This window comes from Dictyobacter vulcani, from assembly GCF_008974265.1.
Taxonomy (GTDB): domain Bacteria; phylum Chloroflexota; class Ktedonobacteria; order Ktedonobacterales; family Ktedonobacteraceae; genus Dictyobacter; species Dictyobacter vulcani.
The window spans coordinates 2,269,365-2,289,079 of record NZ_BKZW01000001.1; the positions used below are offsets into that span (position 1 = coordinate 2,269,365).

Consider the following 19,715-nt stretch of genomic DNA (forward strand, 5'->3'; position numbering starts at 1 on the left):
ATTACCAGTCCGCGCCGCGCCAATTTCCATTTTTGGTTCCAATAATAGACTGCACAAAATGGTTGGTATCAACAAACACGACAACTTTATTTCCTTGTGACAGCCAATCATAACCCACCAGCCCCGTATCACTGGCAAGTGGAGCAGAGGCTTGCTGCGTTAGATCGATCCCTTGCCAGCGCTCACCAGGAGGCAGAGAAAGCTCCTGGATATGTTTGTTCTCATCCACATAGATAATGACACGCTTATTCCCCTGTTGCCAATCGTAAGCAGCCAGCGAATTTCCGCTGGCCAATGGTCGGTTGGTTAAAGTAGTCAGATCACGCTGCTCCCATGCATTGGAAGTAGTGCTTAGTAATTCTTGAATATGCTGCTTGTCATCAATATAATTAATCAACAAAGTACCAGTAACCTGCCATTCATAACCAACAATAACATTCCCATTAGCCAGTGGGGCTCCGTATAATTGGGTCAAATCATATCCCCGCCAGGATCCATCACCCGTGCTATTTAATTCCATCACATGTTTATTTGCAGCGACATAAGCAATATGCTGGCTCTGATCTTTGGACCAATAAAAGGCACTCACGGCATTGCCCGCAGGGGTTGGAGCATTCGTCAACCTGGTGAGATCAGTCGCTTGCCAGGCTATACCATCTACACTTACGAGTTCTTGAATATGCTTTTGCTGATCAAGATAAACAATGTGTTGCGAGTCATTTACTGACCATACGTAACTCAACAGGCTCTTCCCATCTGAAAGAGGAGCCCCGGCACGCTGAGTTAGATCCAGCACCTGCCAATGACTGTTATCTCCAGACCATAATAAATGGATATGACCGAGCACATCAATATAGGCTATTTGCCAGCTGGACCCTTTCTCCCAACTATAGCTGGTCAGGATCTCACCGTTGGCTATCGCGGCTCCTGTAGCCCGCGTAAGATCCGTTTGCCGCCAGTTCGTGCCATCTTTCGTCGCTAATTGCTGTATATGGCCGGCGGCATCAATATACACAGTTTCAATAGAACCATCTTGTATCCATTGGGACGAAGCAATCGCTCCATGCTCGACTGGTAGCGTTGGTATGGAAGCAAGCACAGGGGTACTCGAAACAGATGACCGTGGTGAGACAATCGTGGGTCTATTCCCGCTTGCATGGGTCATATTCATCCCGACATAAAAAAAGCCTGCGCTCCCCCCGATGAGTAAAATAATAGTAGAGGCCAGGGGTAGAGCCACCTTTGTTGGTCGTAAATGCCTGCGTCGCCCGGGTGCGACAGCCCATTGCCGTTGGGCCACAAAGCCAGTTTTCTTGTCCTTCGGCGATTGGGGTTCTTTATACTTAGATATCACCGCATGCATCTTTCGAGACGCAACAGGGAATGGTAAAATCAGTTCTTGTTCAATAGGCTCATCCAGATGCTGCTGCGCTATTTTTTGCACCAAAGAAATATTTTCTGCATTTTCTCCAGCAGTCCTATTTGGTACATCTTGCTGATTTAAATCCATGCTTTACCCCCCAGACAAATAATTCCTTTGTATTATCACCATTATCATTTTACTAAACTACCTATAAACAAAGAAACTTTTTTACCTACCTATCCCCGCCAAAATACAGTGACATTATTAATTACGAATGACTATACAATATGTTTCATTTGTCTGAAAAAAGCATAATATAGCTGCGTATATAAATATATTATAACAACCCATATAAAATCTTTCTTTTTTCTCTAATTTTATATACTATGGTAAAAATACACACAAATGTAGCCATCAAATGCCAATAACACACAGTGGTTCGAGAAGAAAAAAGCATAATACATATGCTATACTCCAAAAAAGGTGGAAAATTGCATCTTCGCTAGCGAGAAAACGAATATTCATATGACAACACCGCTTCACACGCGAGAACATCAATGTCCCCCGGACAAAATAGCAATAATAGAGCAAATAAATACAGCCGTGCATAGTGTCTATGGACTGGCGATTCTACGCGACCTGCTCTCTAAAGATGCGGGACAGGCAGTTCTACAGCTGCTAAAAACGCTGACACTTCCTCAACCAGATCCGATCAAGACTGTTGAAATATACAGTGAGGCTTTTTATCAATTGGCGCAGGCAATGGATAAGGATCCAGGATCTTCGATTACTGATGCCTGGCAGGCCTATCTGGTTAACTGTTTGCTTGATACGCGCACGCTATGGAATAAACAGGTTGAACAGAGGGGCAGTCAGCACATCTCTCCTGCTCTACGCGCCCAGGTTCAACGTGAGTTGCAAGCCATACAACGTCTGTTCGCGCTGGATGCACAACTCATCTGGGAAGAAGTTTGCGCAATAGCTACACCGACTATGCCAGTCATAAAGCAGGCCTGGGCACCCTGGCAGGCGCTACAGCCCCAACAATCCACTATCCAGATGCCGATGCGCACCAGGCTTGTAGAGACCATCGTAACGTGCCCTGATTGGGGTGAGCTGGTGCTGCCACTTGAACGCTATTGGTCCCACGCTGGAGCCGGACCACTGGCTCGCTATCATGTATTACGCTGGCAAAGCAATCCTCAACAACTCACTGGTATTGATCATCCAGATATGATTGAGTTGAGTGGTTTAATCGGTCATGAACGTCAGCAAGCTCGCATTACAACCAATATCGAACGCTTTATTGCGGGTCTACCAGCACACGATATGCTGCTGTACGGTCCTCCAGGGACAGGCAAATCTTCAACAATCAAAGCTATTGCAAACATGTATGCGGTGCAGAATCTCTGTCTGGTAGAGGTAGACAAAGCAGACATACATGACTTGCCACAGATTGTGGCAGCGCTACGGAACCGCGCCCCTCGTTACCTGCTCTTCATTGATGATCTTTCGTTTGAGGAACATGAAACTTCCTATAAAAGATTGAAAGTTCTCTTAGAGGGAACGGCTGAAGCACGTCCTGATAATATCTTGATCTGTGCAACCTCCAATCGAATGAACCTGGTGAAAGAGAATTTTTATGAGCGCGGCAATCCGAATGAAGATGTTAATTGGCGCGATACCATGGATGAGAAACAGTCCCTGGCTCACCGCTTTGGCCTGCGTATTAGCTTCCTGCTACCTGACCAGAAACAATATCTAGATATTGTCAGTCAACTCTCTCAACAGCGTGGACTGATGATAGACGAGGAAGTTTTATCTGCGCGAGCACTGGCCTGGGAACGGCAACACGCTGGTCGCTCGGGCCGCAGCGCACGACAATTTGTAGATGATATTGAAGGTGAAATACGATCTGAGCAGCACCATACATTGCCATAATAATCACGCCAGGGGGCATACTCCTGGCGTATAAGTAGAAGAACTGATTCCGATTATTTTTTCTTGTACAGTCACAGATAAGAGAGTGATTTCTAGCCAGACCTCTAGCCATATGCAACATAGAAATCACTATAGCTATGGTACTGCTCATACTCCTGTAAAGAAATATCTACGATATAATCATATTCTCTCGCTGAGATACCTGCATGGGTCATAACAAACGGGCGGGTAGCTTTAGTAATCGAAAGTATATCCTGTCGTAACATGCTTCCAACACGTCCACCCCAAAGTCCAATCGGAATAGATATTCGCTGTGTCGAAACATTTACTAAACCAACTTGTTTGAGCTGAGTACCCAGGATTTTCGGGATGGATGCATCGATACCTCGTTTAATCGATATCTCCTGCACCCATTTTGCCAGCCTTTTTGTTTCTGGCCCCAGGCGTTGGCAGGTCAAATTGGTCTCAATAAGCTCTACCCATCCTCCAGGCCTGGTGATGCGCACCAGATCACGTAGCAAACCGGGCCAGATCTTAGCTTGAATACCCAATATTAACAATCGTTGATGCACAAAATCAAAGGTCTTATCCATAAAAGGGAGGCCGTCGGCTACGTCGCTAGCTGTAAAAATACAATTGCGGGGGAAAGATACAGTGGACTGTTTCTGCAGGGGAGTTACCAGATCAAGGCCAAGGATATTCGCCTGAGGAAAAACACTGGCGATCTCAAACATCCAGCGTCCTGTACCACAAGCTACATCCAAAATATTTTTAGGGTCTTTAACTGGTGCCAGATAATTGCCTTTGAAAGCATAGCGCAACATATAATGTTGAAAATCTAAACGTTGTCCTTCTGCCAGATCATGCGGTAGCATGTATGGGACATTTGCTACTCGTCTACGTCCATCATCCCAACGAAAGTTGGGTTCTTCATGTCCTGCTGAATCGGCTTGTCTGCTACTATTAGAGCGTGTAAAACCAGCAGAACCAGTTAAATTGGTAGGCTTCTCTTCAGAATTATTCATGAATACCATACCTCAATAGTTTCTACGTACTTTAACTTATTGTATGGCCGTATATAGAGATGCGTCAAGATTATCTATTAAGAAACATGAAAAATGAATAGAATTAAAAGTGGAGGAAAACAAACAAAAAAGACCTTCCCTATAAAGGGAAAGCCTCATAATGTCTATGACTACTGCAATACCGTATATCCTCAATTTTGCCGAGCGCCTCTGCCAGCCGATGAGCTGAAGCCGAGTGCACTCACGCGAGTGTCCACGATGAAGATACATGTGTGAAACAAGCCGTACGATCATTAGGGCGACTTCGCTGCGCCTGTTACCAGGTGTCCACGTGTCGTCTATCTACCAGGTCGTCTTCCTGGGATCTTGATCACACGAAGTGATGGGAAAACTCGTCTTGGGTGCGGCTTCGCGCTTAGATGCCTTCAGCGCTTATCCTTTCTCGACATAGCTATCCAGCTCTGGCCCGGGCAGGCCAACTGGCACACCAGCGGTCGAGCCATCTCGGTCCTCTCGTACTGGAGATGACGCCCCTCAATTTTCCTACGCCCACGACGGATAGAGACCGAACTGTCTCGCGACGTTCTGAACCCAGCTCGCGTGCCGCTTTCATGGGCGAACAGCCCAACCCTTGGGACCTACTCCAGCCCCAGGATGCGACGAGCCGACATCGAGGTGCCAAACCTTGCCGTCGATATGAACTCTTGGGCAAGATAAGCCTGTTATCCCCGGGGTAGCTTTTATCCGTTGAGCCACACTCCTTCCACTCGGGAATGTGGGATCACTAAGCCCGACTTTCGTCCCTGCTCGACCTGTCCGTCTTGCAGTCAAGCTCCCTTCTGCCTTTGCACTCTTACGGGTGATGTCCATCCACCCTGAGGGAACCTTTGGGCGCCTCCGTTACTCTTTGGGAGGCGACCGCCCCAGTCAAACTACCCGCCTGATCTTGTCTACGTCCCGGATCACGGTGACGTATGAGAAACAAACCGCAACGAGAGTGGTATTTCACTGCTGTCTCCCCTACCCCCACAGGGATAGGTTCTCCGACTCCCACCTATGCTACGCACGCTTCAACTCGTTTCCAGGTCAAGGTGTAGTAAAGCTCCACGGGGTCTTTTTGTCCTGTCGTGGGTAACCCGTATCTTCACGGGTACTTCAATTTCGCCGAGTCCTCTGTCGAGACAGCGCTCAACTCGTTACTCCTTTCGTGCGGGTCGGAACTTACCCGACAAGGAATTTCGCTACCTTAGGACCGTTATAGTTACGGCCGCCGTTCACCGGGGCTTAGATTCGCAGCTACGATCACCGCTCCTCGTAACCTTCCGGCACTGGGCAGGAGTCAGCCCCTATACTTCCGCTTTCGCGTTCGCAGAGACCTGTGTTTTTGGTAAACAGTCGGTTGAGCCAATTTCTTGCAACCCCCTCACGCCACTCCGAAGAGCCTCGCTACTAGGGCACCCCTTCTTCCGAAGGTACGGGGTTAATTTGCCGAGTTCCTTAACAGAGGGTCGCTCGATCACCTGGGGAGATTTCCCCCTGCCTACCAGTGTCGGTTTGCGGTACGGGCGGAGAAGCATTCTGGCGAGAGGCTTTTCTCGGCGGCGTAGGGGCCAATGACTTCCGCGAACTGACGTCCGCTCGCTGCACGTGTCATGCACAGGAAACCGGGATTTTCCTCGGTTTCGCACTTCGCCGTACAGACCCATCCTGTCCAATCGATGGGCTCACCTTCCTTACCGCGTCCCCCATTGCTCATAACAAATGTCTCCGGTGCAGGAATGTCCAACCTGCTTGCCATCGCCTACGACTATAACGTCCTCGGCTTAGGACCCGACTCACCCTGGGACGATTGACGGTGCCCAGGAACCCTCAGGCATTCGGTGTGTCTGGTTATCACAGACATGACGCTACTCATTCCGGCATTCTCACTTCTCTTCGCTCCACCAGTCCTCACGGTCTGGCTTCTCTGCTTGAGAACGCTCCCCTACCAATCCTGTAAAAACAGGATTCCATGGCTTCGGTATGATGCTTGAGCCTCGGTACGTTGTCGGTGCCACTACACTCGACCAGTGAGCTATTACGCACTCTTTAAATGATGGCTGCTTCTAAGCCAACATCCTGGCTGTTTGGGCGTACTGACTCCCTTTTACACTAAGCATCAATTTGGAGACCTTAGCCGATGGTCTGGGCTGTTTCCCTTTTGACGACGAAGCTTAGCCCCCGCCGTCTCACTTGCATGCATGCTGTCCTGGCATTCGGAGTTTGGTTGAGTTTGGTAACCAGCACGTGGCCCCTAGCTCATTCAGTGCTCTACCTCCAGGATAGTGTTTCATACAGCTGTACCTCAATACATTTCGGGGAGAACCAGCTATCTCCGTGTTCGATTGGAATTTCTCCCCTATCCACAAGTCATCCCCCAGTTTTGCAACACTGGTGGGTTCGAGCCTCGACGGACTGTCACATCCGCTTCACTCTGCTCATGGATAGCTCACACGGTTTCGGGTCGCATCGCCGCAACCGCTCGCCTTGTTCAGACTCGGTTGCCCTGGGGCTCCCCAGCTTTACCACTGGTTAACCAGGCTACGACGATGCACTCGCCGGATCATTCTACAAAAGGCACGCCATCAGCCCTTAGTTCCGCAACGGAACAGTGGCCTCTGACTGCTGGTGAGTACGTGGTTTCAGGGTCTCTTTCATCCCCCTCTCGGGGTGCTTTTCACCTTTCCCTCACGGTACTTGTTCGCTATCGGTCGCTAAAGATGTGTAGCCTTGGAGGGTGGTCCCCCAGCTTCCCACAAGGTTTCACGTGCCTCGTGGTACTCAGGATACCGACCCACGCTTCTCGCTCGTCCTCTACGGGACTGTCACCCGCTCTGGTTCTGCTTTCCAACAGATTCAAGTAAGCAAAAATTGTTTGTTGTCGGTCCTACAACCCCGATCATCTCGAAAGATGGTCGGTTTGGGCTCCTCCCGGTTCGCTCGCCACTACTACGGGAATCTCGGTTGATTTCTTTTCGTCGAGTTACTGAGATGTTTCAGTTCACCCGCTGCCCCCCGTCACTGCCTATGTGTTCAGCAGGCGGTCTCCAGACATCACTCTGGAGGAGTTGCCTCATTCGGAATCTCGGGGTTCATCGCTTGCATGCAGCTCCCCCCGAACGTTTCGCCGGTCTCCGCGTCCTTCTTCGGTCTTTAGCGCCAAGGCATCCACCTCGTACTCTGTGTAGCTTGTTCTCTGATTCTTCATCATGTGTGTCTGTGAATGCTTGATCTCTTGATTTTTTTCGCAAAAAATTGCGATCCTCTGCTTCAACTCTGGCTGGCATAAATCGCTCAGCAAAATTGAAGATATACGTTATTTAGTTGTCAAGGTGCGATGCTGGCAGGCCACACACCGGAGCGTGTGTCTGTTGACCCCAACATCTGGAGAGTGGAAACCAGTCCAACGGCTGGCACAAATGCGTTCTCGTCCTGTTCGACCTGGAAGTGTGATGAGTATAAACGTCTTTCGGTGAAAGACACCCATCAAAGCTCCCTAGAAAGGAGGTGATCCAGCCGCACCTTCCGGTACGGCTACCTTGTTACGACTTCACCCCAATCACTGACCCCACCCTCGACGCTTGCCCCTCTTGCGAGTTAGCCCAGCGGCTTCAAGTGTTGCCAACTTTCGTGGTGTGACGGGCGGTGTGTACAAGACCCGGGAACGTATTCACCGTAGTGTGCTGACCTACGGTTACTAGCAACTCCAACTTCATGGAGGCGGGTTGCAGCCTCCAATCTGAACTGAGGCCAGGTTTGACGAGATTGGCTCCCTCTCGCGAGTTCGCGACTCTTTGTCCTGACCATTGTAGCGTGTGTGTCGCCCAAAGCGTAAGGGCCGTGCTGACTTGACGTCATCCCCGCCTTCCTCCATTTTAAAATGGCAGTTTCGCTAGAGAAATTCAACTAACGACAGGGGTTGCGCTCGTTGCGGGACTTAACCCAACATCTCACGACACGAGCTGACGACAGCCATGCAGCACCTGTGGATCCGCCCCGAAGGGACAACCAGTTACGGTTGGTGCAAATCCATGTCAAGCCTTGGTAAGGTTCTTCGCGTTGCATCGAATTAAACCACACGCTCCGCTGCTTGTGCGGGTCCCCGTCAATTCCTTTGAGTTTTAATCTTGCGACCGTACTCCCCAGGCGGACCACTTCTTGTGTTAACTGCGACACTGAGGGGGTCGATACCCCCAACGTCTAGTGGTCATCGTTTACGGCTAGGACTACCAGGGTATCTAATCCTGTTCGCTCCCCTAGCTTTCGCACCTGAGCGTCAGATGCTTCCCAGGACACTGCCTTCGCCATCGGTGTTCCTCCGGATATCTACGCATTTCACCACTCCACCCGGAATTCCGTGTCCCTCTGAAGCCCTCAAGTCAGACAGTATCCGAAGTACTTCGTCAGTTGAGCTGACGACTGTCACTCCAGACTAATCTGACCGCCTGCGTGCGCTTTACGCCCAATAAATCCGGACAACGCTTGCCCCCTACGTATTACCGCGGCTGCTGGCACGTAGTTAGCCGGGGCTGATTCCTCTGGTACCGTCCGTTCTCGTCCCAGAGAAAAGCAGTTTACGATCCGAAAACCTTCATCCTGCACGCGGCGTTGCTCGTTCAGGGTTGCCCCCATTGACGAAAATTCCTCACTGCTGCCCCCCGTAGGAGTCTGGGCCGTTCTCAATCCCAGTGTGGCTGATCGTCCTCTCAGACCAGCTATCGATCGTCGTCTTGGTAAGCCATTACCTCACCAACTAACTAATCGAGCGCAGGCTCATCCTCAGGCGCCCTTACGAGCTTTGCTCTTGCGAGCCTATGCGGTATTGTCGGCGATTTCTCGCCGGTATTCCTCACCTGATGGTAGATTGCCCACGTGTTACTCACCCGTCCGCCACTCCCTGCTTGCGCAGAGCGTTCGACTTGCATGTGTTAGGCACGCCGCCAGCGTTTATCCTGAGCCAGGATCAAACTCGCCATCCAATTGTTGCGTTTATACAAACATACACTCACGCGGAGGTATGTCAATTGCATGTGAATTGCGATCAAGGCCAAGTCTTACAACATTGGCTGTAATTGTTCGCAGATTATTGTTGTGATCACTACTATACTTGCATACAGTAGGATCGAATTGACAGGAAACTAGAAACGATTCATGTTGTTCCAGTTGCTGTTCTGCTTTCCACTCTTCAGTTGTCAAGGTGCCCACGAACCGCAGTTCGTGTGGAACGATCAAGCGCTGCATTTCTGCTTGCTTGTCTCTTGTGGCTGTAGTATCGCAGATCTGTTGTGCTTTGTCAAGTACTTTTCCGACCACTTTTTCAGGTCCGCCGAAATCTCGTTGTTCTGACTCGCCAGAGCCAGAAACACGGCGACATCCTGCGTCAAAAAAGGGCAGAGCCTTCCTCTTCTCAACAAACATGGTTGGGAAAACACAGGAGATCGAAGATCTCGGGGAGAGCCACCTTAGCGTGGCACAACGGATGCGAAGGGACAGGAGCACCCCGGCTCGTCGAGCCTGGTGATTGTCGTCTTTCTGCAGCTCGATGATTATGCCATAGCTCCATGGCTTTGTCAAGCACTTTCAGGCTAAAAAATGAGATTGTGTAAAAATTAGTCCACGGAGTGCTAAAGTAAGCTCTGCACATAAGTTATAGGGGTAAGCATAACCATTTGAAGATTTGCAGAAACGAAAACAGGGAGCCAAAAGCATGATGCTTTCAGCTCCCTGATGGCTAGCATAGTACAGCATTACTAGCGATAGTTTTGCGTGCGACGTCCTTGCACAACATAGTTTACCAGCGACATAAGAAGATTGAAATTTGGCAACTCAGAAACTTTCACGCCACCAAGCGTCTGCACCCGGCCATTTTGCCGTAAAGCTACCTTGTTCTGATGCACTTCAATAGTGTCAATCTGCTCCCATGGAATAATCTTTTTACCATCATTAAGACCCTGACGGCTAACATTAAGCAATCCAAAGGGTAGTTGAGCTCCACCATTAAAGGCCTCAATCACTCTCGGTAACTGAACTCTGGTCACAGATTCCTGGATAATGGTACCTAATTCGCCAACCTCTTTAATAGCACTACCATATTTCAATAGAGTCCCATCGTTGCGGCGCACCTGAAATGTTAATTTGACGCCAGAACGAGAACGGGTCTGCACGATATGCACATAGACCGCCTGGATCTGATCCCAGCGGAAGATATCAAACTGACTACCACGGGTATGGATATAGCCTTCAGCGAAAACATAAATGCGCCAGTTGGCATGCTTAAAGGCATTAATTGCCCATATCAAAACAATGATTGGTATAGCTAAAAGGTAAAATGAGATACGGTTCAGGGCTATTGCTAACCATATCAGGACCGCGATATCCAGAACGATCGATCCAACCAGGATACCTGCAATAACCAGGGGATTTGAGAATGCTGGAAGATATTCTTTTCGGAAGTTACCCAGTTGATATTGTGCTGCTTGCTGCATCACGTTATCTGGCAAGGATGATTGGGGAAGAGTATAGGGTGCCTGAGCCATAATGAGTCCTTTCTGTACAGTCAACATATATTATAAAAAGCAGTCGTGAATACAACTTTTATACAGTCAGCATGCTCTTAAGGAAAAATGAAAATAAGAACATGTATAATTCACAAGATGCCAGGAGAGTGCATAGCATGAAATCTTTTGTTCTCTCTAAATATTAGTTCAGCTAACTATTCTGAATGAGGGAGCTTCAAACGGTTATTTTTATGTCGATAATTTTTCTCACAGTAAAAACATTATAAATCTATCCTGAGGATTAATTTATCAACTTATCCAAAATTTCAAGTATTATAACAGGTTCTCTTAGACAAAGACAAGCTCTTTTCCATATAAAAGAAGTGGCCAGGACACTTATTTCTAAGTATCCTGGCCACTTCTTTTATGTAATAATTTATCGTGATCGGTTATAAATTACCGCACAAAGCATATCTTTATGCAGAGTAATTATTGAGCTGTGCCAAAGACTGTAGCTGGATTATCAGTTGGAGTCGCATTAGCGGGAACGTTAATGGTTACAGGCTGGTCAAATTTGCTCAGATCCACTACGGTGTTTGTTGAAGTATTAACCAGTCCTGGAGCCTCTTTTGAGACACCACTTGTGTCTGCAGCAATGTCCATCTTCAACTGAGTGCGATGGACATAAAAATTAGTTTCGTCGATCCAAACATCTAAAACAGTAACGAATTGCTTGGCATTAGCTAAAGCGGTATCGATATTCTGCTGGCCTAAAGAACCTTTGAGGTTAGGATTCTGTGTCAAGATCTGCTTCAAAGCTTCTTTATCCATGGTTGCAGTCAGGTGACGCAAGCTCTGGCCATTCAGATTATCAGCACCGTGATCAACTAATTTAACATTCTGCATAATTCCGAGCAGGCTATTCTGATCCAGAGTCATACCTGAGAATAAATTGGTGTTTGATTTTGCCATCTGGGATTTGCTTACAACAAACCATTTACCCTGTGCATTCTGGATATATACTTTATCGCCTTTGGCAATTTCCGCAAGTTTGACATTCTGCTGAGCGGATTGAAGTGTCAGGTTAAATTGCTGCTGATCTACACCCTGCTGATCACCCGATCCATTCATAGAGATTTTAACGTTAGTAGCAACAGGGGTTGCTTTATTGACGGAGGTGGTGCTATTTTTTGCTGCCACGGCCTGCACGCTCGAATCAGATTTAAATTCAATGTGCGAGGACTTCAGCTTTTTCATGGCATCCGAGCTTTTTTGCAACACTTGCTGTACAGTAAGATCACTGGGCTTGGTTTTTGCTCCAGTCCCTGGAGTAGATTGGCCTCCACAGGCACTTACCAGTAAGACCAGAACAATCATGAATAGAAACATGAAAGAAAAATTTTTTCGCGCTTTCATGATTACGCTCCCTTTACAATGTATTAGTTGTATTAAATTACTTAAATGCGATTCCTCTTATTAGATACGCTTCATGACCACCATAAAGTTTCTAAAAAAGGTAAAGCAGAACAAAAATTAAGGAAAAACTAATAAAGCTTACTCAGAATGGGCTGCATCGTGATAACATAATGGATAGCGGAGGTTTTTTAACTGTATATCCTCAAATCGCTAAAAATAAAGGATTTTTCAGATGACACGAAAACCGTTTCAGATGAAACTGGATGAATCCCTCGAATTAAAATCTGTAGCTGAGCGAGATGCGAGGGCACTTTTTCAGTTAGTGGACACGAATCGTTTGTATCTACGTCAGTGGCTCCCCTGGATTGATTACACACAGACAGTGGAAGATGAACTAGCTTATATCCGCAGTGTTACGATGCAATTTCAGGATAATCAAAGTATCTCTTGCGCGATCCTTTATAAGGGATCGATCGCAGGTACGATCAGCTATCATCCAATTGATTGGGCAAATCGAAAAGTGGAGATTGGCTATTGGCTGGGCGCACAATTTCAGGGCAAAGGTCTGATGAGCGCAGCTTGCAAGGCTCTGACTGCATATGCTTTTGAGAATTTGAAGCTAAATAAAGTTGAAATTCGTTGTGCTACTGGTAACATACGCAGTTGTGCAATACCACAAAGGCTGGGATTTGTGGAAGAGGGCACGATTCGCCAGGCTGAATGGCTCTATGATCACTTTGTTGATTTACGCCTCTATGGCTTGCTGGTAAGTGAGTGGAAACATCAGCAGAAGCGTTCTTAAAGTAGGATGGTTAACGTCATTAAGTAAAACAGTGCAACCCTGCTACACTCAAAACGTATTTTTGCTGTAGAGAGATAGAGCGCCAGCAACACGTTTTCTATCTCTACAAATAGGGATGGAATACAAAAATATGCATCAGAAAAACAATACATTCACAAATAATCCTATATGCCTCTATCTACTGATAATTGCGGGAATCTCTCTGGCCTTTATCATGACCAGTCAACCTGCACTGGCCGATAGTATGCCAGGAGGAAATGTGAAAGATCCAACGGTCCGAGCGGTGGATCTGGCACAGCCAGCAGTAGTACGTATTATTACGACAGTTCCAGGACAATTGTCAGTACACTTTCCACCATCAACGGATGTGAACTTTCCACAGAAAAGTACTGATAGCTACGAAATAAGCCTCTCTGGTACAGGAGCTTTTATCACATCTCAAGGCGATATTTTGACCGCTGACCATGTAGTTAATCCTCCCAGGAATCAGCAATTGAGTGAAGCTCTGTATGGAAAAGCGGCTCAGGATGTCGCTGATTATATGAATAAGAATGTGCAAAAAGGTTCTGATTCAGTCACTGCTGACCAGGTGCTGCAACAACTTACCAGTGGTCAGTTAAAATCGACGTCTACATTTCAAAAACCTGGTAGCTCTGTTTTTTTAAGTACTTCTTATACAGGACTGACCAACGCATCTAATTTTCAAAGCTTGCCCGCAGGTGCCGGGGTTAATGTCGATCAGATTAAGAAAGAGAGTCCTTCTGATCAACAGGATACGGCTATTGTGCATGTTCCCATGACGGATACTTTGAGCGTTTCTATTGGGGACTCGACGAATGTGCATCCTCAGGATAAATTGACAATTGTTGGATTTCCAGGCAATGCGGATGTTGGTAAATCGCCGGATAGTTTGTTGACGTCATCGCTCAATCAGATTTATGTCAGTTCGCTTAAAACCAGCGACGCAGGTGCTCCGCTTATTCAGGTTGGAGGAAATGTTGAGCATGGAGATAGCGGCGGACCAGCCCTGGATAATCAGGGCACGATCGTTGGCATTGTTAGCTTTGGAGTCGACAATAATTCCAATGGCCCAAATGGCACCAGCTTTTTGCAAGCCAGTAGTAGCGCTCAGGCCATGGTTAAATCGTTGAATCTGGATACCAAATCCGGCAAACAACAGACCCTCTGGGGACAGGCGTTCAATGCTTATGCGGCTACTGATGCCGGACATTGGGGCCAGGCTCAACAAAATTTTGCGAGCCTACAAAAGGGATATCCACTGTTTAAGGCAAGCCAGCAATTTTATGATTATGCACAAAAGCAAGCTAAAAATGGTCCGATTACAACCCCTTCACCTCAGAAGAAACCATCTTCACAACCGTCTGCCCAGGCAAGCACAAGCTGGCAAGCAATTGCCCTGACAGTAGGTTCTATCTTGCTAGTAATCGTGTTAGTTGGTGCCGTCCTGGCCTCTGCGCTCCGCCCACGAAATAAAATAAAAAAACAGCAGCCAGTTGCATCGGCAAATCGAAAACCGCTGGCAGCTACAGCAACCCCAGGCGATAAGTCTCAGCCAGATCCTGCTAATCGAGTAGCAGCGAGCCCTTCCCCGCAAAAAACACCGGGAGGAGCACCATCACCAGTAGGACAGAATACGCTATCCTTAAAAATCTGGCCATGCGGCCATATGAACCGTCCAGGCGCACGCTTCTGTACTATTTGCGGTGAGCCGGCTCCATTGTCTCCAGACGATGCCTGAACCAATAAAACATGAGTCATCCCGAATTTTAAGGTCGGGCTTGTAAAAAGACACCTCCCGAGAGAGACTGAAGAAAGTAACGAATATTCAGTCAATCCAGGAGGTGTTTTTCATGTCTTCTCAGTATCTCACACGGCTTGAGGAGCCACAAGTTCCACCATATCCTCCAGACAAGATGGCCCAGGGATTGTATGGGAGTCTTGCTCAGTTTCTTGCACCCTTGCTCATCGAAGTCGATACCCGCATTGATAAGCGGCTCGTGCGAACGTTGTTGCAAACCGTGGTGGTGATTTTGACTTTCCGTGATCGAGTGAATGGCTTGCTCCTCTCAGAAATGGGTGGCTATCTCGACACGCCAGACAAAGCCCCAGCTGGCACCAAGCGCCTTTCGCGTCTGTTGCATTGTTCCAAATGGTCTGCCGAGCTGATCCGATCCTATCTCTGGCATCGAGCCACCCAACGTTTGGCGACGTGGAAACAGGCTGGAATGGATGCGCTGGCGCTCTGGGATGAGAGCGCTTGGGAGAAGCCGGAAAGTATCGCTTCTGACGATCTTGGTCCGGTGCGCTCCAGTAAGGCGGCTCGACTTACCCATGTGAAGAAGGGCTACTACACCCCGCCTCGTGGCCCCATTTTTGTGCCTGGCCTTCATTGGCTAGCGGTAGTCCTGGTGGGCTGCGACCAGTCGGCTGACCCTCCAGCGTTGGCCTGCATGCGCTGGTGGACCAGCCGCGGGGCGCGTGCCTCCTTCAAACGCGATGAGCAAGCCAAGCTGTTGCTGCAAGGAGTTCTGCTCTGGGGGCGCGAGGTGATGCATGTCTTTGACCAAGGCTTCGCCAGCAGTTTCTGGCTTGGTTTGCTCGTGGCCTTCTCGCTTCGTTTTGTATTGCGTTGGAAAAAAGACTATCAGCTGGTGGATGAACAAGGCCAACGGCGCGCTGCCTGGAAAATCGCACGTGGCAAACGGGGATGGCAACAACGTCTGGTCTGGGATTGCCGTCGTCACCAGTGGGTCATGGCCAGCATTCTCGCTTTGCCCGTTACGCACCCAGACCATCGTGAACAACCATTGTGGTTGGTGGTAGCCCGACGCAAAGGTGGCCTCCCTTGGTATCTGCTCACCGCTGAGCCGATCGCCAATGCGGACGATGCTTGGAGGATCATGTTTGCGTATGCCCGTCGCTGGCAAATCGAATTAACCTGGAAAGAGAACAAAAGTGAGTTGGCCTTCCAAAGCCCCCGTGTGTGGGAGTGGGAACCACGGGAAAAACTCTTGCTGCTGGCAGCACTGGCGTACGCATTTCTGCTCACCTTGCTGGCGCCGTTTTACACGCTCTTGCGCCGCTGGCTGCTGCGCCGCTACTGTCATCGAACGGGTCGCCATTGCCGACAGGCTCATGCTCCCTTTGCGCGGATGCGCATGGCGCTGAGCCGGCTGTGGCAAAGTGTGCCTCCGCACTGGGAGTCCCTGTCGGGCCGAGGCCAGCCAACGGTCTCGGTGACCATGCTCTGATGAGGCGTTGAGCCTGCACCACCGCTGAACCATTCCATGGCCAGGACTGCCTGACCGCGGGGGCGTGTGACCGGTGTTCATCCAGCACAACGATCGCAACCAGCATATGGAGCGATCGCACACAAAACATGGATGCCTGTTTTCTCGCTGGAAACCGAGGTGATGCTCTTGGTGTGAACACGTCTTCGTTCTGTTCTCTTTTCTCCCGTTGGTTTTCTAGGAGAAGGAGATCACCAGCAAGAAGCACTTCATCAACCGCTTTTCTTGGAGAGAACTGAAGCGAGCATTTCTCCACTTCTTGAGGAGAAATGCTCGCTTCTTTCACAAGCTCATCCCTAAAATCTGGGATGACTCATGTTTCGTCTTACAACAGATTTTCTGTCACACTTCAGGTTGATTACGTGCCTACGCTAGCTTTACCAGCTGCTTACCAAAGTTCTCACCTTTTAACATACCGATGAAAGCTTTTGGCGCATTGTCCAGGCCTTCGGCAACCGTTTCACGATATTTGATTTTTCCACTGGCTACCAGTTCGCTCAATTCTTTCATCGCCTGAGGGAACAGCTCAGCGTGCTCACCAACAATAAAACCTTGCAGTTTCACACGGTTGATCAATAGTGCACCAAAGTTACGTACAGGATGGGCTGTGGTGGCATTATACTGTGAGACAAAACCGCAGAGAGGAATGCGTGCATGTGCATTTAAGCGATCCAACACCGCCTCAAGGATTTCACCACCGACATTTTCGAAATAAACGTCGATACCATCAGGGGTTGCAGCGGTCAGATCTTCAACCAGCTTTCCTGCTTTGTAATCAACACAGGCATCAAAGCCCAGTTCGTTGACAACATAATCGCATTTGGCTTTGCCACCAGCAAGACCAACCACACGACAACCATGCGCTTTTGCTAACTGTCCTACGACACTACCAACCGCACCTGAAGCAGCCGAGACCACAACCGTCTCACCGGCTTTTGGCTGGCCAATACTCATCAATCCTACCCAGGCAGTCAGACCAGGCATGCCCAGCACGCCCAGATAAGCGGATGCAGGAACCTGCTGTGATACGGATACCTTCTGCAGGCCTTTGCCGTCAGAGACACCATATTCCTGCCATCCAAAGTAACCCAGTACATTGTCATCGACCTGGAACTTTGGATTCTTTGACTCGGTAACCACCCCGATCGTTCCACCAACCATCACCTCGTCCAATTTAGAACTGGCTGCATAGGATTTCCCTTCGTTCATACGCCCACGCATATAAGGATCGAGAGATAGATAAAGATTCTTTACCAATACTTCGCCATCCTTTAAGGCGGGCACATCTGTCTCTACCAGTTTAAAATCACTTTCCTGCACCCATCCTTTTGGACGGTTGGCGAGGAGTACCTGTTTATTCTTCGTTGTCATTATATATATATCCTTTCAAATTCTGGCATTTTTAGATGCCGATTTCGATAACACCCCTGACACGTAAATTATTTCATCTGGTTGACAACAAGCTCGAGATAGCGGCAAAATTGCCGAATATGTTTCTGTCCACCTGCAATATGACGAAAACAAAATCTTAAATGGGGCAATGTTTCACGTGAAACAACTGATATAAAAATCTAGCAACAAGGCATAAAAAAAGTGGACACTCCGCAAGGAATGTCCACCTGATCAGCTATGTATTTATGCACCCATGATATTATAGCCAGCATCCACGAACATAATCTCACCAGTGATACCACGTGAGAGATCACTGCTCAAGAAAAGGGCGGTATCACCAACTTCGCTCTGCTCAATGTTGCGGCGCAGAGGGGCGGCATGTGCGACCTGCTCACGGAAACCGGAGAGACCAGAAACACCACGAGCGGCCAGTGTATTCAATGGACCTGCCGAGATGGCATTAACACGGATGTTGTGCTCGCCCATCTCATAGGCCAGATAGCGAACACTACACTCCAGGGCAGCTTTGGCTACGGCCATGACATTATATTTCGGCATGACGCGCTCACTGGCCATATAGGTCAGAGCCAGCACACTACCACCGTGCTCTTTCATCAGAGGCTCTGCACGCTTGGCCAGGGCTACCAATGAATAGGCGCTGATATCAAGGGCGGTATGGAAACCTTCACGTGTGGTCTGGATGAAAGGATTTTCCAGCTCACTGGCAGGGGCGAAGGCTACACAATGGACCAGGATGTCAAGGCGGCCATCCAACAGCTCGCCCGCTTTTGCAAAGGCAGCATCCAGGTCAGCATCGTTTTGCACATCACAAGGAATAAGTTCTGTTCCGGGAATTTTAGCAGCCAGGTCACGGACATATTTTTCCATGCGCTCCTGGTATGTGAGTACGAGTTGAGCCCCTTCACGTGCCAGGGCCTGTGCAATCGCCCAGGCAATCGAACGATGATTTGCAACACCAAAAATAAGAGCTTTTTTGCCTTCTAATAAGGGCATAGTTATATCTCCTCTCAAAATACACTCGTTGCTTTTTACAACAGTCCACTATATAGCGCATCCTGAATCAGGACACTTAGCGCTCAATTGGATAGCCACGATTGACCCATCCATTCATGCCGCGCGCGAGATTATATACTTTTTTAAAACCCATTAGAGATGCAATTTCAGAGGCCGTGGCACTCCGCTGTCCCGCAGCACACACAAAAATCACTTCCTCATCAAGAGGTAAATTCTTTTCTTGCAAAGCCTTACCGAAAGAATAAATACCTTGAATCGGAACCAGAGTTGCTTCAGCGATATGCCCATAATTCCATTCATCAGGCATGCGCACATCCACAATTCGTGTGCCGGCTTCGATCATGCGCTTAGCATCATCAGTGCCAATTGTTGTGTATGGCAGCACTTCATCATCATAATCATATGCCATTGCTAGCTTCTCCTGTTTCGTATTGCTCCAGCCAGAGACGGCCTAATAAGGTAGGAACAATCATATATTCGTCACCACTAAAAGCCATAGTGATGTATCCCTGATCTTCCATTTCGCGAAAATCATCTGTGATGAGGAAATAGTTATGTAGCATACGCGAAACGTCACTTTCAGGTAACTGTTTCCAGGTCAGTAACACACGCATAATGGCAGCATATTTGGGCCTGCTATCATCTACGGCTCGCATATACCTACCTCTTTTCATCTACTTATGCTGTTTGATTCAATGCCCCTCACAGTGTAGCAAATTCGACAGTAGACAGCAAGAGCAGATATAACCATGACATTTTACGTATACTTTAACTTTTAGCGAATGTCACAGCCATGATTAGCACTATAGATCAACTTAAAAATATCACCAACTAAAACTCCCCCTGTACATATCAATCCTGACAACCCATTCTCTTTTGATGTTTCACGTGAAA

Annotated in this window: 14 protein-coding genes and 2 rRNA genes; 4 read left to right on the top strand and 12 right to left on the bottom strand. The window is 48.3% G+C overall.

The genetic code is table 11. The annotated features are described in order from the left end of the window. Position 1: 1 nt before the first annotated feature. Positions 2 to 1,354: a hypothetical protein gene (locus tag KDW_RS09590; protein WP_162005095.1), complete on the bottom strand. Its 1,353-nt coding sequence runs from the start codon at positions 1,352 to 1,354 to the stop codon at positions 2 to 4. Between the two features lie 534 nt (positions 1,355 to 1,888). On the opposite strand from KDW_RS09590, the gene KDW_RS09595 reads away from it, so the two are divergent. Then, positions 1,889 to 3,304 (top strand): ATP-binding protein, encoded by a 1,416-nt coding sequence (locus KDW_RS09595; RefSeq protein ID WP_151755744.1) that lies wholly within the window; start codon positions 1,889 to 1,891, stop codon positions 3,302 to 3,304. Between the two features lie 104 nt (positions 3,305 to 3,408). Here the strand turns inward: KDW_RS09595 and KDW_RS09600 are convergent, their stop codons facing one another. From KDW_RS09600 to KDW_RS09625, 7 genes are all read right to left on the bottom strand, one after another. After that, positions 3,409 to 4,329: a class I SAM-dependent methyltransferase gene (locus KDW_RS09600; RefSeq protein ID WP_162005096.1), complete on the bottom strand. Its 921-nt coding sequence runs from the start codon at positions 4,327 to 4,329 to the stop codon at positions 3,409 to 3,411. A gap of 273 nt (positions 4,330 to 4,602) precedes the next feature. Continuing rightward, positions 4,603 to 7,563 (bottom strand): 23S ribosomal RNA (locus KDW_RS09605). Positions 7,564 to 7,695: 132 nt separating this feature from the next. Beyond that, positions 7,696 to 7,851, bottom strand: a complete 156-nt coding sequence (locus tag KDW_RS31630; RefSeq protein ID WP_162004971.1) for a hypothetical protein — start codon at positions 7,849 to 7,851, stop codon at positions 7,696 to 7,698. A gap of 17 nt (positions 7,852 to 7,868) precedes the next feature. Further along, a 16S ribosomal RNA gene (locus tag KDW_RS09610) occupies positions 7,869 to 9,347 on the bottom strand. Together the 16S and 23S rRNA genes form the textbook arrangement of a ribosomal RNA operon. Before the next feature lie 10 nt (positions 9,348 to 9,357). Beyond that, positions 9,358 to 9,786, bottom strand: coding sequence for a hypothetical protein (locus KDW_RS09615; protein WP_151755746.1), 429 nt, complete (start codon positions 9,784 to 9,786; stop codon positions 9,358 to 9,360). 332 nt (positions 9,787 to 10,118) lie between these two features. Then, a complete protein-coding gene (locus KDW_RS09620; RefSeq protein ID WP_162005097.1) occupies positions 10,119 to 10,904 on the bottom strand; it encodes a DUF6585 family protein in 786 nt (261 codons plus the stop codon). A 450-nt stretch (positions 10,905 to 11,354) separates the two neighbouring features. Further along, entirely contained in the window at positions 11,355 to 12,281 is a 927-nt protein-coding gene (locus tag KDW_RS09625) for a DUF6612 family protein (protein ID WP_151755748.1), read from the bottom strand. Positions 12,282 to 12,513: 232 nt separating this feature from the next. Here KDW_RS09625 and KDW_RS09630 point away from each other — a divergent pair, with 232 nt between their 5' ends. From KDW_RS09630 to KDW_RS09640, 3 genes are all read left to right on the top strand, one after another. Next, the gene (locus tag KDW_RS09630) at positions 12,514 to 13,083 is read left to right on the top strand and encodes a GNAT family N-acetyltransferase (RefSeq protein ID WP_198925233.1); all 570 of its coding nucleotides are present in this window, start codon (positions 12,514 to 12,516) and stop codon (positions 13,081 to 13,083) included. Positions 13,084 to 13,213: 130 nt separating this feature from the next. Then, a complete protein-coding gene (locus tag KDW_RS09635; protein ID WP_162005098.1) occupies positions 13,214 to 14,842 on the top strand; it encodes a trypsin-like peptidase domain-containing protein in 1,629 nt (542 codons plus the stop codon). Between the two features lie 112 nt (positions 14,843 to 14,954). Next, entirely contained in the window at positions 14,955 to 16,355 is a 1,401-nt protein-coding gene (locus tag KDW_RS09640; protein ID WP_151755362.1) for a hypothetical protein, read from the top strand. A gap of 405 nt (positions 16,356 to 16,760) precedes the next feature. On the opposite strand, the gene curA is transcribed toward KDW_RS09640, so the two are convergent. From curA to KDW_RS09660, 4 genes are all read right to left on the bottom strand, one after another. Next, positions 16,761 to 17,765 (bottom strand): NADPH-dependent curcumin/dihydrocurcumin reductase, encoded by a 1,005-nt coding sequence (gene curA / locus KDW_RS09645; RefSeq protein ID WP_151755750.1) that lies wholly within the window; start codon positions 17,763 to 17,765, stop codon positions 16,761 to 16,763. Between the two features lie 264 nt (positions 17,766 to 18,029). Beyond that, on the bottom strand, positions 18,030 to 18,800 hold the full coding sequence (locus tag KDW_RS09650) for an enoyl-ACP reductase FabI (RefSeq protein ID WP_151755751.1): 771 nt from the start codon (positions 18,798 to 18,800) through the stop codon (positions 18,030 to 18,032). A 76-nt stretch (positions 18,801 to 18,876) separates the two neighbouring features. Continuing rightward, positions 18,877 to 19,230: a rhodanese-like domain-containing protein gene (locus tag KDW_RS09655; protein WP_151755752.1), complete on the bottom strand. Its 354-nt coding sequence runs from the start codon at positions 19,228 to 19,230 to the stop codon at positions 18,877 to 18,879. Continuing rightward, positions 19,220 to 19,477, bottom strand: a complete 258-nt coding sequence (locus KDW_RS09660; RefSeq protein WP_151755753.1) for a hypothetical protein — start codon at positions 19,475 to 19,477, stop codon at positions 19,220 to 19,222. The genes KDW_RS09655 and KDW_RS09660 overlap by 11 nt, the downstream gene beginning before the upstream one ends. Positions 19,478 to 19,715 lie beyond the last annotated feature (238 nt).